The sequence below is a fragment of the Streptomyces sp. NPDC047028 genome (genome assembly GCF_040644095.1).
GTDB lineage: Bacteria > Actinomycetota > Actinomycetes > Streptomycetales > Streptomycetaceae > Streptomyces.
On the sequence record NZ_JBEYVS010000031.1, the window covers coordinates 56,164 to 74,988 of the forward strand.

The window sequence follows — 18,825 nt, forward strand, 5'->3', positions numbered from 1 at the left end:
CTCGCGCGCCATGAGTGGACGTACCCGTTCCGGCCCCGAACCCGCCATAGCCGAGCGGTCGGAGGATCCGGCCGAGGCGCACGACCCCGCCGACGACCCGGCCGCAGAGCCCAACGCCGACCACGAGGAAGAGGCCGCCGGCGAGATCGCCGACGCCCGCCGGGCCCGGTGGACCGCCGCCGGCGCCGGAGGCCTGCTCTGCCTCGCCGGACTGGCCGCCGCGCTGCTGCGGGCCACCGGCTCCGACCGCGCCCTCGTACCGGCCGCCTACGCCCTCGGAGCCGCCGTCTGCGCGTGCGCCGCGGTCCTCGGCGCCAGGGGCCGTACCCGCAGGGCGCTGTGGCTGCTGATCGCCGGGACCATGATCATGGCGCTCGGCGACCAGTTCGACTGAGGCGCCGGACACGCCGCAAGTGAGCCCCGGGGCGACAGAGTTCGGGGAACTGTCCTGTGACGTCCCTCGCACTCTTGTGAATAAGCCCACGAATACGGCAAACGATCACTTTCGCCTGCAAGAGTGTGTCTGCTTGCTCATGCGTTCTTTGCGGGTTGTTCAGTTTATGGGTGACTGTTCCCGGTCAAAGATCCACAAATCGGCCTTCTGGGAGCACGTCCGGTGGCAGCCCTTGCGCGTTGGTGTGTCCGGCATCGTCTGATGACGGTTCTGCTGTGGCTCGTCGCCTTCGGTGGCGTCACCGCGGCCGCCACGCTGGCAGGTTCGGCGTACTCGAACGACTACGGCGTCCCCGGCACCGAGTCCGGCCGGGCGAACCAGCTGCTCATGCAGGGCTTCCCCGACCTCGGCGGGGACGGCGACACCATCGTCTGGCACACCGACTCGGGCACCGTCCGCGCGGCCGACGTCGAGCAGACCATGACCCGCGCCCTGGACACCATCGCCGAACTGCCCGGCGTGGCCACCGTGTCCGGGCCGTACGGCAGCCAGGGCGCCCACCGGATCAGCCCCGACAGCCACACGGCGTACGCCACCGTCACCTTCACCCAGCAGGCAGAGGACATCCCCACGTCCGAGGCCGAGGCCGTCGTGCGCACCGCCAAGGCCGCCGAGGGCGACGGGCTGCGGGTGGAACTCGGCGGCACCGCCGTCGGATCCACCGAGTCCCCCCGCGGGCACACCGCCGAGGTGGTCGGCGTCGCGGTCGCCGCCCTCGTGCTGTTCCTCGCGTTCGGCTCGCTCGCCGCGTCCCTGCTGCCCATCGCCACCGCGCTGGTCGGCGTCGGCACCGCCTACGCCGGGATCGGCCTGCTCGGGCACGCCATGACGGTCGCCGACTTCGCGCCCATGCTCGGCATGCTGATCGGGCTCGGCGTGGGCATCGACTACGCGCTGTTCATAGTGACCAGACACCGGCGCGGGCTGAAACGCGGCCTGAGCGTCACCGAGGCCGCGACGAACGCCGTCGCCACCACCGGACGCGCCGTCGTCTTCGCGGGTGCGACCGTGTGCATCGCCCTGCTCGGGATGCTCATACTGCGCCTGAGCTTCCTCAACGGCGTCGCGGTCGCCGCCTGTCTGACGGTCGTCCTCACCGTCGCCGCCGCCGTGACCCTGCTGCCCGCGCTGCTGTCGTGGATCGGCCCGCGCGCCCTCAGCCGCCGCGAGCGGCGCCGGTTCGCCGAGCACGGCCCGCAGCCGGAACTGCCCACCGGTCTCGCCGCCCGCTGGTCGGCGTTCGTCGAGCGCCACCCCAAACTGCTCGGCTCCCTCGCCGTCGCGGTCATCGCGGTGCTGGCCCTGCCGACCTTCTCCCTCCATCTGGGCACCTCCGACCAGGGCAACGACCCGAAGACGTCCACCACCCGCCAGGCCTACGACCTCCTCGCACAGGGGTTCGGTCCGGGAGTGAACGGTCCGCTGACACTGGTGACGCGCGTAGACGGCGCGGGTGACAAGCTCGCCCTCGACAACCTGGACACCACCCTGCGCGACACCCGGGGCGTCTCCTCGGTCAGCCCCGTCGCCTACGACACCGGCGGCGACACCGCCTACCTCGTCGTCGTCCCGGACTCCGCCCCGCAGTCCCGGCAGACCAGCGACCTCGTCGACCGACTGCGCACCGAGGTCCTCCCGCGCGCCCAGCTGGGCACCTCCCTGGACGTGCACGTCGGAGGGGTCACCGCGAGCTACGACGACTTCGCGGGCGTGATCGTCGGCAAGCTGCCGCTCTTCGTCGGCGTGGTCATCGGCCTCGGCTGCGTGCTGCTGCTGATCGCCTTCCGGTCGCTCGGCATCCCGCTGAAGGCCGCCGTGATGAACATCGCCGCCGTCGCCGCCGCCTTCGGCATCGTCGTCGCCGTGTTCCAGTGGGGCTGGGGCAGCGAACTCCTCGGCCTCGGCCGCGCCGGCCCGATCGAGCCGTTCCTGCCCGTGATCATGGTCTCGGTGCTCTTCGGGCTCTCCATGGACTACCAGGTCTTCCTGGTCAGCCGGATGTACGAGGAGTGGCTGGAGACCGGTGACAACCGGCGCGCCGTGCGCGTGGGCCTCGCCGAGACCAGCCGCGTGATCAACTCCGCCGCGGTCATCATGATCTCCGTCTTCCTCGCCTTCGTGCTCAGCGGCGACCGGGTGATCGCCATGTTCGGCATCGCGCTGGCCTCCGCCGTGGCCCTCGACGCGTTCGTGCTGCGCACCCTGCTTGTGCCGGCCCTGATGCACCTGCTCGGCTCCGCCAACTGGTGGCTGCCCCGCTGGATGGAGCGCCGCCTGCCGCACATCAGCATCGAGCCGCCCGAGTGCCGTGCCGCCCATGAGAGGCTCGGCAAGGTCACGGTGGCGAGCATGCGGGAGGAGCAGCGGCACGATGTACGCGATATCCCTGGGTGACGACGGCGCGGAGCTACGGCCCCTGGAACCCTGGCACGCCGGGGAGTTCCTGGCGCACCTGGACCGGGGCCGGGAGTTCATCGGGCGGTTCATCCCGTTCGGCTCACAGGCCACGGACCTGGCCTCCGCCCGGGAGACGCTCCAGCGGTACGCCGGTCTGCGGGCCGCGGACAGCGCCTCCTACCACGGCATCTGGCTGGACGGAAAGCTCGTCGGCGGCGTCCTGACGCTGAACTTCGACGCCGAGCGCGGCAACTGCGAGGTCGGCTGCTGGCTGGAGCCCGCCGCGACCGGCCGCGGCCTGATCACCCGCGCCATGCGCGTCCTCATCGACTGGGCCGTGGAGGAACGCGGCATCCACCGCGTGGAGTGGCACGCCGCGTCCGGGAACCTGCCGAGCATCAACGTCGCCCGGCGCCTCGGCATGACCCGGGACGGCGTGATCCGTGAGAACCACCTCCACGGCGGTGTCCGGCACGACACCGAGATCTGGTCGGTGCTGGCGCGCGAGTGGCGTGCGGCACGCGCGCGTACCACGCGGAACACTCATTAGGGATCATTAAGGGAGCTCTCAGACCGGGTCCGTACCGTGCGCGGCATGGCAACGAAGACAGAGGACACCGGAGTGACCGGGACCGAGGAAGAGGCCGCGCGGGACGAGGTCGAGGGCGCGGGCACGGACGTGGGTGCGGCCGCCGGGGCCGAGGCGGCTCATACCCCCGACGCCAAGGGCCCCGCCGGGGTCGGCCAGGGCGCGGGTGCCGTCGTCTCCGCCGCGCTCGGACTCGTCTCGCTCACCGGTGGCTGGATCGGAACGGTCGCCGCCGCCCGGGAGACCCTGGCCGGCCAACTGCGGACCGCGTCGAACGCGAGCGTCGGCACGCAGGTCAAGGAGGTGTACGGCGACGCCTGGCACACCACCGCGCTGTGGGCCGGCCTGTTCGCGCTGGCCGCCCTGTTCACCGGCGTGGTCGTGCTCGCCCGCCCCGCGTTCGGGGCCCCCGGCGGGCCGCAGGCCCCCTGGATCAAGTCGGTCGCCTGGGCCGGCGTCTCGCTCGGCGTCATCGGGCTGGTCCTGGCCGTCCTGAAGTACTCCGACGCCCTCCTTGCCCTGCCCTCGACGGGCTGAACCTGGCGTCGGCGGGCCGAGGAACCGCAGGTCCCAGGGGCCTTAGGTGATCCGTGTGCGCCTTACGGATCACCTAAGGCCCCTTATCCGTCCCCGGAGCCGGGCCGGCCGCCCGAAGATGCGGAACTCTCCCGATGTGGCCGGCCCCCCTGGGAGACGAAGGTGGAGGCATCGCGAAGCCGAGGCGAACGAAGCCGGGGCGGACGCGGAAAGCGAAGCCCACCTCTTCCGAAGGACCTGACATGTTCGAGTTCGAACTGCACGAGATGCGTTCCGCCGAGCTGCGCCGCGCGGCGCGGGAGGAAAGCCTGGCCCGCGAGGCCGTACGGTCGCGGCGCGCCGCCCGCCGCGCCGAGGCGGCCGGCCGGGACGGGACGCACGCCGAGAGCCAAGGCGATACCGACCGGCCACGCCGGCTACGGCTCCCGCGCACCGCGTGAGCGCCGGACGGACGACGGGCGGCCGCACGGGGGTCGGTCGCCCGAGGTCCCGGGGTCGTACGACTCTCCCCGAGAGTCGTACGACCCTTCCGGCCGTTCGTACGACCATCGCACCGGACCTGTGGAAAACCGCTGCCACACCGGCCGGACCTCGTGCGATGCTCGTGCCCGTGGAAACCAGGTCCGTAAGTCCCGTGTTCGTCGGCCGCACCGGCGAACTGGGCACGCTGAACGACGCGCTCGCCCGTGCCGCCGTGGGGGAGCCGCAGGCGCTGCTGCTGGGCGGAGAGGCCGGCGTCGGCAAGACCCGCCTCGTGGAGGAGTTCGCCACGGCGGCCTGCCGCGCGAAGGCGGTCGTCGCCGTCGGCGGCTGCGTGGAGATCGGCGCCGACGGGCTGCCCTTCGCCCCCTTCTCCACCGCGCTGCGCGCCCTGCGGCACTCGCTGCCCGAGGAGTTCACCGCCGCCGCCACCGGCCAGGAGGAGGAACTCGCCCGGCTGCTGCCCGACCTGGGCGAGGCCACCTCCAGCCGGCACGACGAACAGGGCATGGCCCGCCTGTTCGAGCTCACCGCCCGGCTGCTGGAGCGGGTGGCCGCCGAGCGCACCGTCGTCCTCGCCCTGGAAGACCTGCACTGGGCCGACGCCTCCACCCGCCACCTCCTCGCCTACCTCTTCCGCACCCTGCGCACCGGCCGACTCCTCGTCCTCGCCACCTACCGCTCGGACGACATCCACCGCCGCCACCCCCTGCGACCCCTCCTCGCCGAACTCGACCGGCTGCGCACCGTCCGCCGCCTCGAACTGGAGCGCTTCACCCGCGACGAGGTCGGCCGGCAGATCGCCGGGATCCTCGCCGCCGAGCCCGACCCCGCCCAGGTCGACGACATCTTCGAACGCTCCGACGGCAACGCCTTCTTCGTCGAGGAACTCGCCGTAGCCGCCTGCGAGGGCTGCTGCACCGGCCTCACCGACTCCCTGCGCGACCTGCTCCTGGTCCGGGTCGAGGCACTCTCCGAGAGCGCCCAGCGGGTCGTCCGGATCGTCGCCGAGGGCGGCTCCACCGTGGAGTACCCGCTCATCGCCGCCGTCGCCGGACTCACCGAGGACGACCTCATCGAGGCGCTGCGGGCCGCCGTCGGAGCCAACATCCTCACCGTCGCCCCGGCCGGTGACGGCTACCGCTTCCGGCACTCCCTGGTCCGCGAGGCCGTCGCCGACGACCTGCTGCCCGGCGAACGCTCCCGCCTCAACCGCCGCTACGCCGAGGCCCTCCAGGCCGACCCGGCGCTCGTTTCGGCCGACGCGCGCGTGATGCGACTGGCCACCTACTGGTACCACGCGCACGACCCCGCCAAGGCCCTGCCCGCCGTGCTGGACGCCTCCGTCGTGGCCCGCCGCCGGCACGCCTACACCGAACAACTCCGGCTGCTGGAACGGGCGATGGAGCTGTGGGACAGCGCCCCCGACGAGGTCCGCTCCGCCCTGCGCCCCGTCGACTACACCGAGGTCTATCCTCCCTGCGGCTGCGACCCGGCCACCATGCCGCTGGACTACCTGGACATCATGGCGGAAGCCGCCGTCGCCGGGCGGCTCGGCGGCGAACGCGAACGCGCCCTGAAGATCACCAAGCGGGCCCTGCGGCTGCTGGAGGACGACGGCGACCCCCTGCGCGCCGCCTGGTTCGGCGTCCAGCGCTCCCGCCTTGTCCAGGCCCTGGCCCGCGGCGACGGCTGGCGGGAACTGGCCACCGCCCAGGACCTCGTGCGCGGCCTGCCGCCCTCCGAGGTGCACGCCGAGGTCCTCGCCAACGTCGCCAACTGGTCCATGCTGCGCCGCCCCGGTGCCGACGCCTTCGCCGCCGCTGAACGGGCCGTGCGGTACGCGCGCATGGTCGGCGCCCGCGCGACCGAGCTGAACGCCCGGCTCACCCTCGGCGGACTCACCGTCGAAGCGGGCGACATCGAGGCCGGCCTCGCCGAGCTGTCTCTGGTCAAGGAGCACGCGCTGGCGGAGGGCGTGGCCCATGTGGCCGGCCGCGCCTACGTCAACCTGCCCTCCGTGCTGCAGGGCCTCGGCCGTGACCGGGAGGCCGCGCCGATCCTGCGCGAGGGCCTCTCCTTCACACGCGCCCACGGCCTGCTGGCCGACGAGGCCTGGGTGTGGGGCAATCTCTCCGAGGCGCTGTACTCGCTCGGCGAGTGGAAGGAGGCCGCCGAGGCCGCCGCCCACGCGATGCGGGTCGGCCACAGCGCCAAACCCCAGGGCGCCGGCGCGATGCGCCTGGCCCATCTCGCCCTGGCCCGCGGCGACATCGCCGAGTCCGCCCGCCAACTCGCCACCGCCCGCACCCACTACGGCACCCACGACCCGATGCCCCAGCAGGCGCTGCCGCTGGCCCGGCTCGCCGTCGGCGTCGCGGCCGCGGAAGGCCGGCTCCCCGACGCCCGCGCCGAACTGGCCGCCGCCCTGGAGGCCGGCTTCCCGCCCGGCACCCAGCGGTACGGCTGGCCGCTGCTGCTGGCCGCCGCCACCGCCGAGGCCGACGCCCGCGCCCTGCCCGCCGCCGACGTGGGTCGGGCGGAAACCCTGGAGCGCGTCGCCGAGGCCGCCCGGACCCTCACCACCGGCGTACCCCTCTGGCAGGCCTACGACCGCTGGACCCGCGCCGAACTCCTGCGGGCCGAGGCAGCCGACTCCGGCGACACCTGGTCACCCGTGGTCAGCGCCTTCGAGTGCCTGGACCGCCCCTACGACCTCGCCCGCGTCCGGCACCGCCTCGCCCAGGCCCTGCTCACCGAGGGCGGCGACGACGAGCGCGACCGCGCGGTGGAACTGCTCCGACTGGCCGGCGCGGTCGCCGGCCACCTCGGCGCCCGCCCCCTCGCCGAGGCGGTCACCCGTCTCGCCCAGCGGGCCCGCCTTCCCCTGACCCCGGCCCCGCGCCGGACCCCGGCGCCCGCCGACCCGGCCGAGGCGCTGGGCCTGACCAGCAGGGAACGCGACGTCCTCCGCCTGGTCTCGGTCGGCCGCACCAACCGCCAGATAGCCGAGGAACTCTTCATCTCCCCGAAGACGGCCAGCGTGCACGTCTCCAACATCCTCGCCAAGCTCGGCGTCTCCGGCCGCGGCGAGGCCGCGGCGACGGCCCACCGCCTGGGACTGTTCCCCGAGGAGGCCGAGGAGCGCATGGTCGCGGGATAATGACGCCGGAACCCGAGCCAGGGGAGGAGCCGTGTTGTACCAGATCGAGTTCACGGAGCGCGCCGCCGCCCAGCGGGACGCGCTCCCGGAGGACCGGCGCAAGCTGCTGGAGCGCGGGCTGCACAAGCTCGCCGAGGACCCGTTCACACCGGTGTCGCAGGCGATCAGCGGCGAGGACATCCGGGTCGTGTCCGTCGCACCCGGAATGACTGTCGACTACATGGTGCACCGAGCCTTCTTGATCCTGGTCTCCGTGGCGATTCTCGACCGGTCGCTGATAGACGAGGAGTGAGCCCCGGTGCACCACCCGGAGGGAGTGCGGTGTTCAACGTCTTCGAGGAACTGTTCGCGCCCGGCCGCAAGCACACGCGGGACGAGGAGAAACGCCTGGAGCTGACCCGGGAGGACATCGGCGACAACGACCCCGGCCGCGGCCCGATAGACCTCGCCTCCGGAAAGGTCGTCGTCCGCCCGCCCGCCCCGGAGCCCGCCGAGGAGTGAGCGGGCGGGGGCAGGGCCCAGCCGCGGGTCATGCGGCAGAAGCGGGGCGCTGCACGTCCATCTGCCGCCTGTCGACCCCCGGGTCCGCGCCCTCCTCCGACGTGATCCGCCGGACAGGGCTTACCGCACCCGCACCTCCAGGATGCGGTCGTCGCCCTTCTTCGGGGTGCCGCGGCCGTCCGTGTTGCTGGTGGTGAGCCAGATCGTGTCACCGCCCGCCGCGGCCACCGTGCGCAGCCGGCCGTACTTCCCGGTCAGGAACGCCTGCGGGGCCGCGGAGGCCTTCGTGCCGTTCAGGGGGATGCGCCACAGGCGCTCGCCCTTCAGGCCGGCCATCCAGATGACCCCGTCGACGTACGCGATGCCGCTGGGGGAGGCGTCGTCGGTGTGCCACTGGGCGATCGGGTTCTGGAACGCGGGGTCGCTCGACCTGCCCTCGGCGTCGGGCCACCCGTAGTTGCCGCCCGGCTTGATCGCGTTCAGCTCGTCCCAGGTGTCCTGCCCGAACTCCGAGGCGAACAGCCGCTGTTTGTCGTCCCAGGCCAGACCCTGCACGTTGCGGTGGCCGTAGGAGTACACGACCGACCCCGGGAACGGGTTGCCCGGTGCCGGCTCGCCCTCCGGGGTCATCCGGAGGATCTTGCCGCCCAGCGACTTCCTGTCCTGGGCCAGACCCCGCTCACCGCTCTCGCCGGTGCCCGCGTACAGCATCTTGTCGGGGCCGAACGCGATCCGCCCGCCGTTGTGGATGACGCCCTTGGGGATCCCCCGGAATATCGTGTCGGGGGCGCCCAGTTGCTCACCGGCCGGCTTCTTCTCGTCGTACAGCACCCGCACGATGCGGTTGTCCGAGGCCGACGTGAAGTAGGCGTAGATCATGTGGTCCGAGGCGTAGTCGGGGGAGAGGGCGATGCCCAGCAGGCCGCCCTCGCCCTCCGGGGACACCCCGGACACCTGGCCCAGCACGGTCTTCTTGCCGGTCTTCTCGTCGACCCGGACGATCGTCCCGTCGTCCCGTGAGGACACCAGCAGATCACCGCCCGGCAGCGGGGCCAGACCCCACGGCGTTGTCAGGCCCTCCGCGACCGTCCGCAGGACCTTCACCGACCCCTTGGCCGGCGGGGTCGACTCGCTCGGCGACGGGGAGGGGGACGCCGTGGACGCCGTACCTCCCGAAGCCGCACCCGAAGCCGTGCCCGCGCCGCCCGGCGGTCCTCCGCCGTCGGAGGAGCAGCCGGCCGTCAGCAGGAGCGCGGCAGCGGCCAGCACGGCCGACACAGCTCGACGTTGCACGATCATGGTCCCCTTCGCCCTCGGCACGAAAGCTCTGACGCAACAGGAGGGCCGCGAGGTTCGCCCCTCAGTCCCAGGATCCCCGTGCGACCGGCAACCCCGCCACCTCCGCCAGATCCTCCGGCGTCAGCCGCAGGGACGCCGCCGCCGCGTTCTCCATGGGCCGGTGCTCCCTCCTGGCGCCGGGCAGCGCGATCACCTGACGGCCCTGCGCGAGCACCCAGGCCAGGGCCACCTGCGCCGGCGTGACGTGCCCGCCGTGGCGGCGCGCGATCCGGCGCAGACCGGCCACGATCGGCTGGTTCGCCGCCATCATCTCCGCCGTGAACCGGGGATGCCGTGCGCGCAGGTCGTCCGGCTCGAAGCCCTCACCCGGGGTGAGCGTGCCGGTCAGGAAGCCGTTGCCCAGCGGCATCGCCGCCAGGAAGCCCACCCCGCGCGCCGCACACCACGGCAGCAGCACCTCCAGCGCCTGCGGCGACCACACCGACAGCTCCGCCTCCACCGCGCTCACCGGGAACACCTGCTGCACCCGCCGGAGCTGGTCCAGCGTGTGGTCGTACAGCCGCGCGCCCGGCCGGCGGGCTCCGCGCGCCCCCACCGCGCACAGGCCCAGCGCCCGCACCTTCCCGGCCCGCACCAGGTCCGCCATCGCGCCCCACGTCTCCTCGACGGGGACCTCGGGGTCCGCGCGGTGCAGCTGGTAGAGGTCGATCACATCCGTCTGCAGTCGCCGCAGCGAGGCGTCGCAGGCGCGTTTCACATAGCCGGGGCGGCCGTTGGCCACGATGTGCTGCTCGCCCACCAGCAGCCCCGCCTTCGTCGACACGAAGGCGTCCGCGCGCCGCTCCTTCAGCACCCGCCCCAGCAACAGCTCGTTGGTGAACGGGCCGTACATGTCGGCCGTGTCTAGAAGGTCCGAGCCCGCGTCCAGTGCCCGGTGCACGGTCCTGAGCGACTCCTCACCCCGCCGCCCCGACCCGCCGTACCCCCAGCTCATCGGCATGCACCCGAGTCCGACGGCCCCCACCGCGAGCGAACCCGCGCCGATCGTCCTGCGCTCCACCTGCTCGCGAACCTCCCTCAGACCCCAGCCCGGCCCCCAACCTAACCTCCGCACACCTGTGCGCCTGACATAGCCTCCACGCATGAGCGCAGACGTATGGCTTCCCTTTCCGCCGGAGGAGATCGAGGGGCTGCCCGAGGGGCCCCGCTACCTGTTCTGGGACGGCGGTGAGAACGGCGACCAGGAGTTCCCCGGCGACCCGGCGGACTGCGTCTACTACGTGGTCCCCTACCTGAAGCGGCAGGCGGTCAAGGTGCGACCGCTGGAGCGGCTGACCGACGTCAAGGTCATCCAGACGCTCAGCGCGGGCGTGGACGACATCACCGCCCGGCTGTCTTCCATCGTGCCCGGCGTCCGGCTGTGCAACGCGCGCGGCGTGCACGAGGCGAGCACCGCCGAGCTGACCCTGGCCCTGATCCTCGCCTCCCTCAGGGGCATCCCGCAGTTCGTCCGGAACCAGGACCAGGGGCACTGGGAGAGCGGCTTCCACCCCGCCCTCGCCGACAAGTCCGCCCTCATCGTCGGCTACGGCGCGATCGGCGCCGCCATCGAGGACCGGCTCGCGCCCTTCGAGCTCGCGCGGGTGGCGCGCGTTGCGCGCTCTGAGCGCACCACGGCGCGCGGTCCGGTGCATCCACTCACCGAATTGCCCGCCCTGCTTCCGCACGCCGACATCGTGATCCTTTCCACGCCCTTGACGGAGGCCACGAAAGGCCTGGTCGACGCGGACTTCCTGAGCCGGATGAAGGACGGCGCGCTGCTGGTGAACGTCGCCCGCGGGGCCGTCGTCGACACCAAGGCGCTGCTCCCGGAGCTGGAGAGCGGCCGGCTCACCGCGGCCCTCGACGTCGTGGACCCCGAACCGCTGCCGTCCGGGCACCCCCTGTGGCAGGCGCCGGGCGTGCTCATCACCCCCCACGTGGGCGGCCCCACCTCGGCGTTCCTGCCCCGCGCCAAGCGGCTGCTCGTCGACCAGCTGACCCGCTTCGTGAACGGGGAACCCGTGCGGAACGTGATCCTCACGACCGGCACCGCACCGGGAACCACCGGCGGCTGACCCCGCCCGCGCCCGCCGCGCCCACCCGCCGCCCACCTGTGCCGCACACCCTCCGCGACCCCCCGGACGCGGTCCGTACCGGCATCCCCGCTGGTCGTCACGGAGCGTAGAGAAGCTATGTCCCTGAGTGACGATCCTGGTGTATCGTCCCGACAAGGGCTGCGCCGCCCGACCTACGGCGCGGGGGATGGACATTTCAGATTTGTGAGGGGGGCGACGGACGATGCACGGCCTATGGACGAACGATCCGACGCGACGGAGCCGCCGACGGCGGCCCTGGCGCACGACGGCGCGCAAACGCGGTCACCACGCCGGCCACCACACACACACCCGGCACAGCCGGCACCGCAGGCACACCGGCCGCAGACGGCACGCCCACCGCGACCCACGGGGCCGGGCGGCACGGACCGGGAGGCCCCGGTGAGTTCGCCGACCTCCGTGACCCCCACCCTCGACGGACGGCTGCGCGCGCAGCGCCCGTCGAGGCCGTCGCTGCCCCGGCCGCCCGCCGCCCCCCGCGGCTCCCGGCTGGGCCGCCAGCTGGTCCTCGCCCTGGTCTGCGCGACCTACGCCGTCGGGGCCGCGCTCGACTGGGGTTCGGGCGGACTCGCCCTGATCATGGGCGACTTCGGGCTGAGCGCCGCCGCGGGCACCGCCGCCGTGTCCTGCTTCCTCTACGCCCGCAGCCCCCGGGTCCGCTTCCGGCCCGCCTGGCTCCTGTTCGCCCTCTCCTCGACGATGGCCTCCCTCGGCAACGGGATCTGGGGGTGGTACGAGGTGGTGCTGGGCCGCAGCGTGCCCAGCCCGAGCTACGCCGACCTGTTCTTCCTGTGCTTCGCCCCGCCCGCCATCGTGGGCCTGCTGGTCCTCGCCAAGCGGCCGGTGACGAAGGCCGGCTGGATCTGCCTGGGCCTGGACGCCTGGCTGATCGGCGGCTCGCTGCTCACCCTGTCCTGGAGCCTCGCGCTCGCCCAGGCCGCCCGCTTCGACGGGCCGAGCGTCGCGCACACCGCGCTGTCCCTCGCGTACCCCCTGATGGACATCGCGCTCGTCAGCATGGTGCTCGCGCTGCACTTCCGCCGCACACCGGGCAACCGCACGGCGGTGAACACCGCCATCGGCGCACTCGCCCTGACAGTGATGTGCGACGCCCTGTTCACCTCGCCCCTGCTGCACAGCAGTTACCACTCGGGCCAGCTCCTGGACGCCGGCTGGTTCGCCGGCTCGCTGCTGCTCGCCTACGCCCCCTGGGCCACTCCCCGGCCCCAGGGCACCGCGCGGGGCACCGAGCGGCACGTGCCGGACGGACACAGCCGCGTGGTCCACGAGCACGTGCCCGGGCAGCGGGGCGCGGCCGACCACCACCAGCCGCCCGCGCCCGGCCCCGCGCCCGCGCCGGGAAGCGACCACAGCCGGTACCCGGCCGGCCGGCCGCTCACCGGCTCCCTCGCCGCGCTCACGCCGTACCTCGCCGCGGCCGTGTGCACCCTGGGCATCCTGTACAACGTCCTCAACGGCCGGCGCCCCGACCACGTGGTGCTGATCACCGCCGGCGCCGTCGTCCTCGCGCTCGTCATGCGCCAGGGCATCATGCTGCTCGACAACATCACCCTGACCCAGGAACTGGCGCAGAAGGAGAACCACTTCCGCTCCCTGGTGCAGGGCTCCAGCGACGTCATCATGATCGCCGCGCCCAGCGGCATCCTGCGCTACGTCTCCCCGGCCGCCGCCGGCGTCTACGGCCGCCCGGCCGAGGAACTCGTGGGCACCGAACTGGCCGGCCTGATCCACCCGGAGGACCTGGGCTGCGTCGTGCACGAGGTGCGCCGCTTCCTCGCCGCCGGCCCCCAGGACGAGCCCACCACCCGGATCGAGTGCCGCTTCCGCTCCGGCCACGGCGGCTGGCTCAACGTCGAGTCCACCGTCAACCGCCACCACGGCGGCCTCATCTTCAACTGCCGGGACATCACCGAACGCGTGCGCCTGCAGGCCCAGTTGCAGCACAACGCCGAGCACGACCCGCTCACCGATCTGCCCAACCGCGCCCTGTTCACCCGGCGCGTGCAGCAGGCCCTGTCCGGCCGCCGTTCCACCGACCGCGGCGCCGCCCTGAGCGGCACGGCCGTCCTCTTCATCGACCTGGACGGCTTCAAGGCCGTCAACGACACGATCGGGCACCAGGCCGGGGACGAACTGCTCGTCCAGGCCGCCCGCAGACTCCAGGACGCGGTCCGGCACGGGGACACCGCGTCCCGCCTCGGCGGCGACGAGTTCGCTGCCCTGATCGCCGGGGACGGCACCCGTGACCGTGCCGCCCGGGAGCGGAACATCCTGGAGCTCGCCGACCGCCTCAGGACGACCCTCTCCCAGCCCTACGCCATCGACGGCAACGATGTCCGGGTCAACGCCTCCATCGGCGTCGCCTTCGCCGAGGCCGGCCTCGGCGCGGGGGAACTGCTGCGCAACGCCGACCTGGCGATGTACCGGGCCAAGTCGGCCGGAAAGGGCCGGGTCGAGCTGTACAGGCCGCAGATGCAGCAGGACGTCGTCCGCAAGGCGGAGCTGGCCGGACGCCTGCGCGCCGCCCTGCACGACGGCGAGTTCGCGCTGCTGCACCAGCCGGTGGTGAGCCTGGACGACGGCCGGATCGCGTCGGTCTCCGCCCAGGCGCGCTGGCGCTCCTCCCAGGGGGTGCTGTTCACCCCCGCCGAGTTCCTGCGGGTCGCCGAGGACACCGACAAGACGGCCGAGCTGGACCGGTGGATCGTCCAGGAGGCCGTGGAGCAGGCCGCGGAGCGGGCGGCGGGCGGGCTCGTCGTCCCCGTGGCCGTCCGGATGAGCGCACGGCGGCTGCTCGACCGCTCGATGCCGCTCGGCTCGGTGGAGGCGCTGCTGACCCGGCACGGCCTGCCGCCCGGCGCGCTCCTCGTCGAGCTGACCGACACCGACCCCAGAGTCTCCCTGGACGAGCTGGAGCGGCGCCTGACCGCGCTGAGCCGGCTCGGCGTCCGGATCGCGCTGGACGGCTTCGGCAGCGGCTACGCGGCCGTCACAGCCCTCAGACGGCTCCCCGTGGACGTCCTCAAGCTCGACCGGGGACTCGTCGAGGGCATCGTCGAGTCCGCGCGGCTGCACAAGATCACCAGTGGGCTGCTCCGCATCGCAGGCGACCTCGGGCTTCAGTCGGTCGCCGAGGGCGTCGACCTCCCGGAGCAGGTAGTCGCCCTGCGCGGCATGGGCTGCACGCACGGGCAGGGCACGGCCTTCTCCGGGCCGCTGGACGAGTACCGGCTGCGCCGGGCGCTCGCCTCCGGTCACTACCCCGTGCCGCACGCACCCGCCGAACCCGCGTTCGCCGGCGGGGGATACGGCCCGGGCGGGACCGGTGTCACCATGGGAAGCGCTGTGCCCGCGGCGCCCGCCGTCCTCGCCGGTGGAGCCTCCCTGCGCTCACATAATGAGACTCCCGTCCCACCTACTTGACACCGGGTGCGCGCCGGGGGGAGGGTCAGTGCCATGCGCACCCGAATTCTCGTACTTGGACAGCGCGTCGGCTGAGCTGGAACCCGCCGGAGGAGATCCGGAACTCCAGCGACCCTCACCGGCGCGCTCCCCTCGCTTGCCTCACGGCACGAGGGGTTTTTTGTTGCACCAGCGCCGGTGAACAGCAGACAGCACGCAGTCGCACACCGCACAAACCTCGCAAAAACCCTCAGCATCGAGAAGAGAATGCCGATGACCGAGCAGGCCCCCGGGGCCCATCCGCAGCCGCGGCCCCGTTCCGGAGGACAGTCCGCCCCCGTCGAGCACGTGACGGGCGCCCAGTCCCTCATCCGCTCCCTCGAAGAGGTCGGCGCTGACACGGTATTCGGCATTCCCGGCGGAGCCATCCTCCCGGCGTACGACCCGCTGATGGACTCGACCAGGGTCCGCCACGTCCTCGTCCGCCACGAGCAGGGCGCCGGCCACGCGGCCACCGGCTACGCGCAGGCCACCGGCAAGGTCGGCGTCTGCATGGCGACCTCCGGACCCGGCGCGACCAACCTGGTCACCCCGATCGCCGACGCCCAGATGGACTCCGTGCCCATGGTCGCGATCACCGGCCAGGTCTCCTCCAGGGCTATCGGCACGGACGCCTTCCAGGAGGCGGACATCGTCGGCATCACCATGCCGATCACCAAGCACAACTTCCTCGTGACCAAGGCCGCGGACATCCCCCGGGTGATCGCGCAGGCGTTCCACATCGCCTCCACCGGCCGCCCCGGCACCGTCCTCGTCGACATCGCCAAGGACGCCCTCCAGGCGAAGACCACCTTCTCCTGGCCCCCGGTCATGGACCTGCCCGGCTACCGGCCCGTCACCAAGCCGCACGCCAAGCAGATCCGCGAGGCCGCCAAGCTGATCACCGCCGCCAAGCGCCCCGTCCTCTACGTGGGCGGCGGCGTCCTCAAGGCCGAGGCCACCGCCGAGCTGAAGGTCCTCGCCGAACTCACCGGAGCGCCCGTCACCACCACCCTGATGGGCCTCGGCGCCTTCCCCGACAGCCACCCGCTGCACGTGGGAATGCCGGGCATGCACGGTGCGGTCACCGCCGTCACCGCGCTGCAGAAGGCCGACCTGATCGTCGCCCTCGGCGCCCGCTTCGACGACCGTGTCACCGGCAAGCTGGACAGCTTCGCGCCGTACGCCAAGATCGTCCACGCCGACATCGACCCCGCCGAGATCGGCAAGAACCGCGCCGCCGACGTGCCGATCGTCGGCGACGCCCGCGAGGTCATCGCCGACCTGGTCCAGGCCGTGCAGAAGGAGCACAGCGAGGGCCACAAGGGCGACTACACCGCCTGGTGGAGCGACCTCAGCCGCTGGCGCGACACCTACCCGCTCGGCTACGACAAGCCCGAGGACGGCTCCCTGTCCCCGCAGGCCGTCATCGAGCGGATCGGACAGCTCGCCCCCGAGGGCACGATCTTCGCGGCCGGCGTCGGCCAGCACCAGATGTGGGCCGCCCACTTCATCCAGTACGACAAGCCCGCCACCTGGCTGAACTCCGGCGGCCTCGGCACCATGGGCTACGCCGTCCCCGCCGCCATGGGCGCCAAGGCCGGACAGCCCGAGCGCACCGTCTGGGCGATCGACGGCGACGGCTGCTTCCAGATGACCAACCAGGAGCTCACCACCTGCGCCCTGAACAACATCCCGATCAAGGTCGCCGTCATCAACAACGGCGCCCTCGGAATGGTCCGCCAGTGGCAGACCCTGTTCTACAACCAGCGCTACTCCAACACCGTGCTGCACTCCGGCCCCGAGGACATCAACCCGGAGGCCAAGGGCACCCGCGTGCCGGACTTCGTGAAGCTGTCCGAGGCGATGGGCTGCGTCGGCCTGCGCTGCGAGCGCCCCGAGGACCTCGACAAGGTCATCGCGGAGGCCAACTCCATCAACGACCGCCCCGTCGTCGTCGACTTCATCGTCCACGAGGACGCGATGGTCTGGCCGATGGTCGCCGCCGGCACCTCCAACGACGAGATCATGGCCGCCCGGGACGTCCGCCCCGACTTCGGCGACAACGAAGACGACTGAGCGAGGAAGACTTCAAGCCCATGTCCAAGCACACGCTCTCCGTCCTGGTGGAGAACACCCCGGGCATCCTCGCCCGGATCGCCGCCCTGTTCTCCCGCCGCGGCTTCAACATCGACTCGCTCGCCGTCGGCGTCACCGAACACCCCGACATCTCCCGCATCACCATCGTGGTGAGCGTCGAGGAGTTCCCGCTGGAGCAGGTCACCAAGCAGCTCAACAAGCTCGTCAACGTCCTCAAGATCGTGGAGCTGGAGCCCAGCCAGGCCGTCCAGCGCGAACTCGTCCTGGTGAAGGTCCGCGCCGACAACGAGACCCGCTCCCAGATCGTCGAGATCGTCCAGCTGTTCCGCGCCAAGACCGTCGACGTCTCCCCGGACGCCGTCACGATCGAGGCGACCGGCGGCAGCGAGAAGCTCACCGCCATGCTCAAGATGCTGGAACCGTTCGGCATCAAGGAGCTGGTCCAGTCCGGCACGATCGCGATCGGCCGCGGCGGCCGGTCCATCACCGACCGCTCGCTGCGCGCCCTCGACCGATCGGCGTAAGGATGTGAACGGGCGGCCGTACGCGCGGCCGCCCGTATGCCGAGACCCGCAGTCTTCCGTCCCGCCCACCGTCATACGGTGGGACGCACCACCCGTACACAAGGAGAGAACCCAAAGTGGCCGAGCTGTTCTACGACGCTGACGCCGACCTGTCCATCATCCAGGGCCGCAAGGTCGCGGTCATCGGCTACGGCAGCCAGGGCCACGCCCACGCGCTGTCGCTGCGTGACTCGGGTGTCGACGTCCGGGTCGGTCTGCACGAGGGCTCCAAGTCGAAGGCCAAGGCCGAGGAGCAGGGCCTGCGCGTGGCGAGCCCCTCCGAGGCCGCCGCCGAGGCCGACGTCATCATGATCCTCGTCCCGGACCCGATCCAGGCCCAGGTCTACGAGGAGCACATCAAGGACAACCTGAAGGACGGCGACGCCCTGTTCTTCGGTCACGGCCTGAACATCCGCTACGGCTTCATCAAGCCCCCGGCCGGCGTGGACGTCTGCATGGTCGCCCCGAAGGGCCCGGGCCACCTGGTCCGCCGCCAGTACGAGGAGGGCCGCGGCGTTCCGTGCATCGCCGCCGTCGAGCAGGACGCCTCCGGCAACGCCTTCGCGTTGGCCCTGTCGTACGCCAAGGGCATCGGCGGCACCCGCGCCGGCGTCATCAAGACGACCTTCACCGAGGAGACCGAGACCGACCTGTTCGGCGAGCAGGCCGTCCTCTGCGGTGGTACGGCCGCGCTGGTCAAGGCGGGCTTCGAGACCCTGACCGAGGCCGGTTACCAGCCGGAGATCGCCTACTTCGAGTGCCTGCACGAGCTGAAGCTGATCGTGGACCTCATGTACGAGGGCGGCCTGGAGAAGATGCGCTGGTCCATCTCCGAGACCGCCGAGTGGGGCGACTACGTCACCGGCCCGCGCATCATCACCGACGCCACCAAGGCCGAGATGAAGAAGGTCCTCGCCGAGATCCAGGACGGCACGTTCGCCAAGAACTGGATGGACGAGTACCACGGCGGCCTGAAGAAGTACAACGAATACAAGCAGCAGGACTCCGAGCACCTGCTGGAGACCACCGGCAAGCAGCTCCGCAAGCTGATGAGCTGGGTCGACGAAGAGGCGTAAGCCCCACGTCAGGGGGCCGGGGCAGACTGCTCCGGCCCCCTTTTCCCA

Annotated in this window: 15 protein-coding genes; 13 read left to right on the forward strand and 2 right to left on the reverse strand. The window is 72.2% G+C overall.

Annotated elements, in window-relative coordinates; all coding sequences use genetic code 11:
* Positions 1-10: 10 nt before the first annotated feature.
* From ABZ854_RS25745 to ABZ854_RS25780, 8 genes are all read left to right on the forward strand, one after another.
* A complete protein-coding gene (locus tag ABZ854_RS25745) occupies positions 11-394 on the forward strand; it encodes a hypothetical protein (protein ID WP_361214851.1) in 384 nt (127 codons plus the stop codon).
* Between the two features lie 222 nt (positions 395-616).
* Entirely contained in the window at positions 617-2,848 is a 2,232-nt protein-coding gene (locus tag ABZ854_RS25750; RefSeq protein WP_361214853.1) for an MMPL family transporter, read from the forward strand.
* Positions 2,826-3,401 carry a GNAT family protein gene (locus ABZ854_RS25755; RefSeq protein ID WP_361214855.1) on the forward strand — a complete coding sequence of 192 codons (576 nt, stop codon included), beginning with the start codon at positions 2,826-2,828 and terminating at the stop codon, positions 3,399-3,401. The genes ABZ854_RS25750 and ABZ854_RS25755 overlap by 23 nt, the downstream gene beginning before the upstream one ends.
* Before the next feature lie 45 nt (positions 3,402-3,446).
* A complete protein-coding gene (locus ABZ854_RS25760) occupies positions 3,447-3,977 on the forward strand; it encodes a hypothetical protein (protein ID WP_361214856.1) in 531 nt (176 codons plus the stop codon).
* A gap of 242 nt (positions 3,978-4,219) precedes the next feature.
* Positions 4,220-4,417, forward strand: coding sequence for a hypothetical protein (locus tag ABZ854_RS25765; protein WP_361214858.1), 198 nt, complete (start codon positions 4,220-4,222; stop codon positions 4,415-4,417).
* Positions 4,418-4,575: 158 nt separating this feature from the next.
* Complete coding sequence (locus ABZ854_RS25770; RefSeq protein WP_361214860.1) at positions 4,576-7,620, forward strand: AAA family ATPase; 3,045 nt, start codon at positions 4,576-4,578, stop codon at positions 7,618-7,620.
* Positions 7,621-7,651: 31 nt separating this feature from the next.
* On the forward strand, positions 7,652-7,912 hold the full coding sequence (locus tag ABZ854_RS25775) for a hypothetical protein (protein ID WP_361214862.1): 261 nt from the start codon (positions 7,652-7,654) through the stop codon (positions 7,910-7,912).
* A 29-nt stretch (positions 7,913-7,941) separates the two neighbouring features.
* Positions 7,942-8,121: a DUF6191 domain-containing protein gene (locus tag ABZ854_RS25780; protein WP_361214864.1), complete on the forward strand. Its 180-nt coding sequence runs from the start codon at positions 7,942-7,944 to the stop codon at positions 8,119-8,121.
* 120 nt (positions 8,122-8,241) lie between these two features.
* Here ABZ854_RS25780 and ABZ854_RS25785 read toward each other — a convergent pair whose 3' ends face one another.
* Both ABZ854_RS25785 and ABZ854_RS25790 read right to left on the reverse strand, forming a co-directional pair.
* Complete coding sequence (locus tag ABZ854_RS25785; protein WP_361214866.1) at positions 8,242-9,420, reverse strand: PQQ-dependent sugar dehydrogenase; 1,179 nt, start codon at positions 9,418-9,420, stop codon at positions 8,242-8,244.
* Positions 9,421-9,481: 61 nt separating this feature from the next.
* Positions 9,482-10,480 (reverse strand): aldo/keto reductase, encoded by a 999-nt coding sequence (locus tag ABZ854_RS25790; RefSeq protein ID WP_361214868.1) that lies wholly within the window; start codon positions 10,478-10,480, stop codon positions 9,482-9,484.
* Positions 10,481-10,562: 82 nt separating this feature from the next.
* Between ABZ854_RS25790 and ABZ854_RS25795 the strand changes: the two genes are divergently transcribed.
* The 5 genes from ABZ854_RS25795 (at position 10,563) to ilvC (ending at position 18,777) form a co-directional block, all read left to right on the forward strand.
* On the forward strand, positions 10,563-11,537 hold the full coding sequence (locus ABZ854_RS25795) for a 2-hydroxyacid dehydrogenase (protein ID WP_361214870.1): 975 nt from the start codon (positions 10,563-10,565) through the stop codon (positions 11,535-11,537).
* Between the two features lie 420 nt (positions 11,538-11,957).
* On the forward strand, positions 11,958-15,020 hold the full coding sequence (locus ABZ854_RS25800; RefSeq protein WP_361214872.1) for an EAL domain-containing protein: 3,063 nt from the start codon (positions 11,958-11,960) through the stop codon (positions 15,018-15,020).
* A gap of 252 nt (positions 15,021-15,272) precedes the next feature.
* The gene (locus ABZ854_RS25805; protein WP_361214874.1) at positions 15,273-17,117 is read left to right on the forward strand and encodes an acetolactate synthase large subunit; all 1,845 of its coding nucleotides are present in this window, start codon (positions 15,273-15,275) and stop codon (positions 17,115-17,117) included.
* A 20-nt stretch (positions 17,118-17,137) separates the two neighbouring features.
* Entirely contained in the window at positions 17,138-17,662 is a 525-nt protein-coding gene (ilvN, locus tag ABZ854_RS25810; RefSeq protein WP_361214876.1) for an acetolactate synthase small subunit, read from the forward strand.
* A 116-nt stretch (positions 17,663-17,778) separates the two neighbouring features.
* The gene (gene ilvC / locus ABZ854_RS25815) at positions 17,779-18,777 is read left to right on the forward strand and encodes a ketol-acid reductoisomerase (protein WP_361214878.1); all 999 of its coding nucleotides are present in this window, start codon (positions 17,779-17,781) and stop codon (positions 18,775-18,777) included.
* The last annotated feature ends 48 nt before the right edge of the window (positions 18,778-18,825 follow it).

Bases quoted from the DNA above. Each gene is read 5' to 3' on its own strand.
- ABZ854_RS25745 (WP_361214851.1), top strand. From the start codon at position 11: ATGAGTGGACGTACCCGTTCCGGCCCCGAACCCGCCATAGCCGAGCGG.
- ABZ854_RS25755 (WP_361214855.1), top strand. From the start codon at position 2,826: ATGTACGCGATATCCCTGGGTGACGACGGCGCGGAGCTACGGCCCCTG.
- ABZ854_RS25760 (WP_361214856.1), top strand. From the start codon at position 3,447: ATGGCAACGAAGACAGAGGACACCGGAGTGACCGGGACCGAGGAAGAG.
- ABZ854_RS25765 (WP_361214858.1), top strand. From the start codon at position 4,220: ATGTTCGAGTTCGAACTGCACGAGATGCGTTCCGCCGAGCTGCGCCGC.
- ABZ854_RS25770 (WP_361214860.1), top strand. From the start codon at position 4,576: ATGCTCGTGCCCGTGGAAACCAGGTCCGTAAGTCCCGTGTTCGTCGGC.
- ABZ854_RS25785 (WP_361214866.1), bottom strand. From the start codon at position 9,420: ATGATCGTGCAACGTCGAGCTGTGTCGGCCGTGCTGGCCGCTGCCGCG.
- ABZ854_RS25795 (WP_361214870.1), top strand. From the start codon at position 10,563: ATGAGCGCAGACGTATGGCTTCCCTTTCCGCCGGAGGAGATCGAGGGG.
- ABZ854_RS25805 (WP_361214874.1), top strand. From the start codon at position 15,273: ATGACCGAGCAGGCCCCCGGGGCCCATCCGCAGCCGCGGCCCCGTTCC.
- ilvN (WP_361214876.1), top strand. From the start codon at position 17,138: ATGTCCAAGCACACGCTCTCCGTCCTGGTGGAGAACACCCCGGGCATC.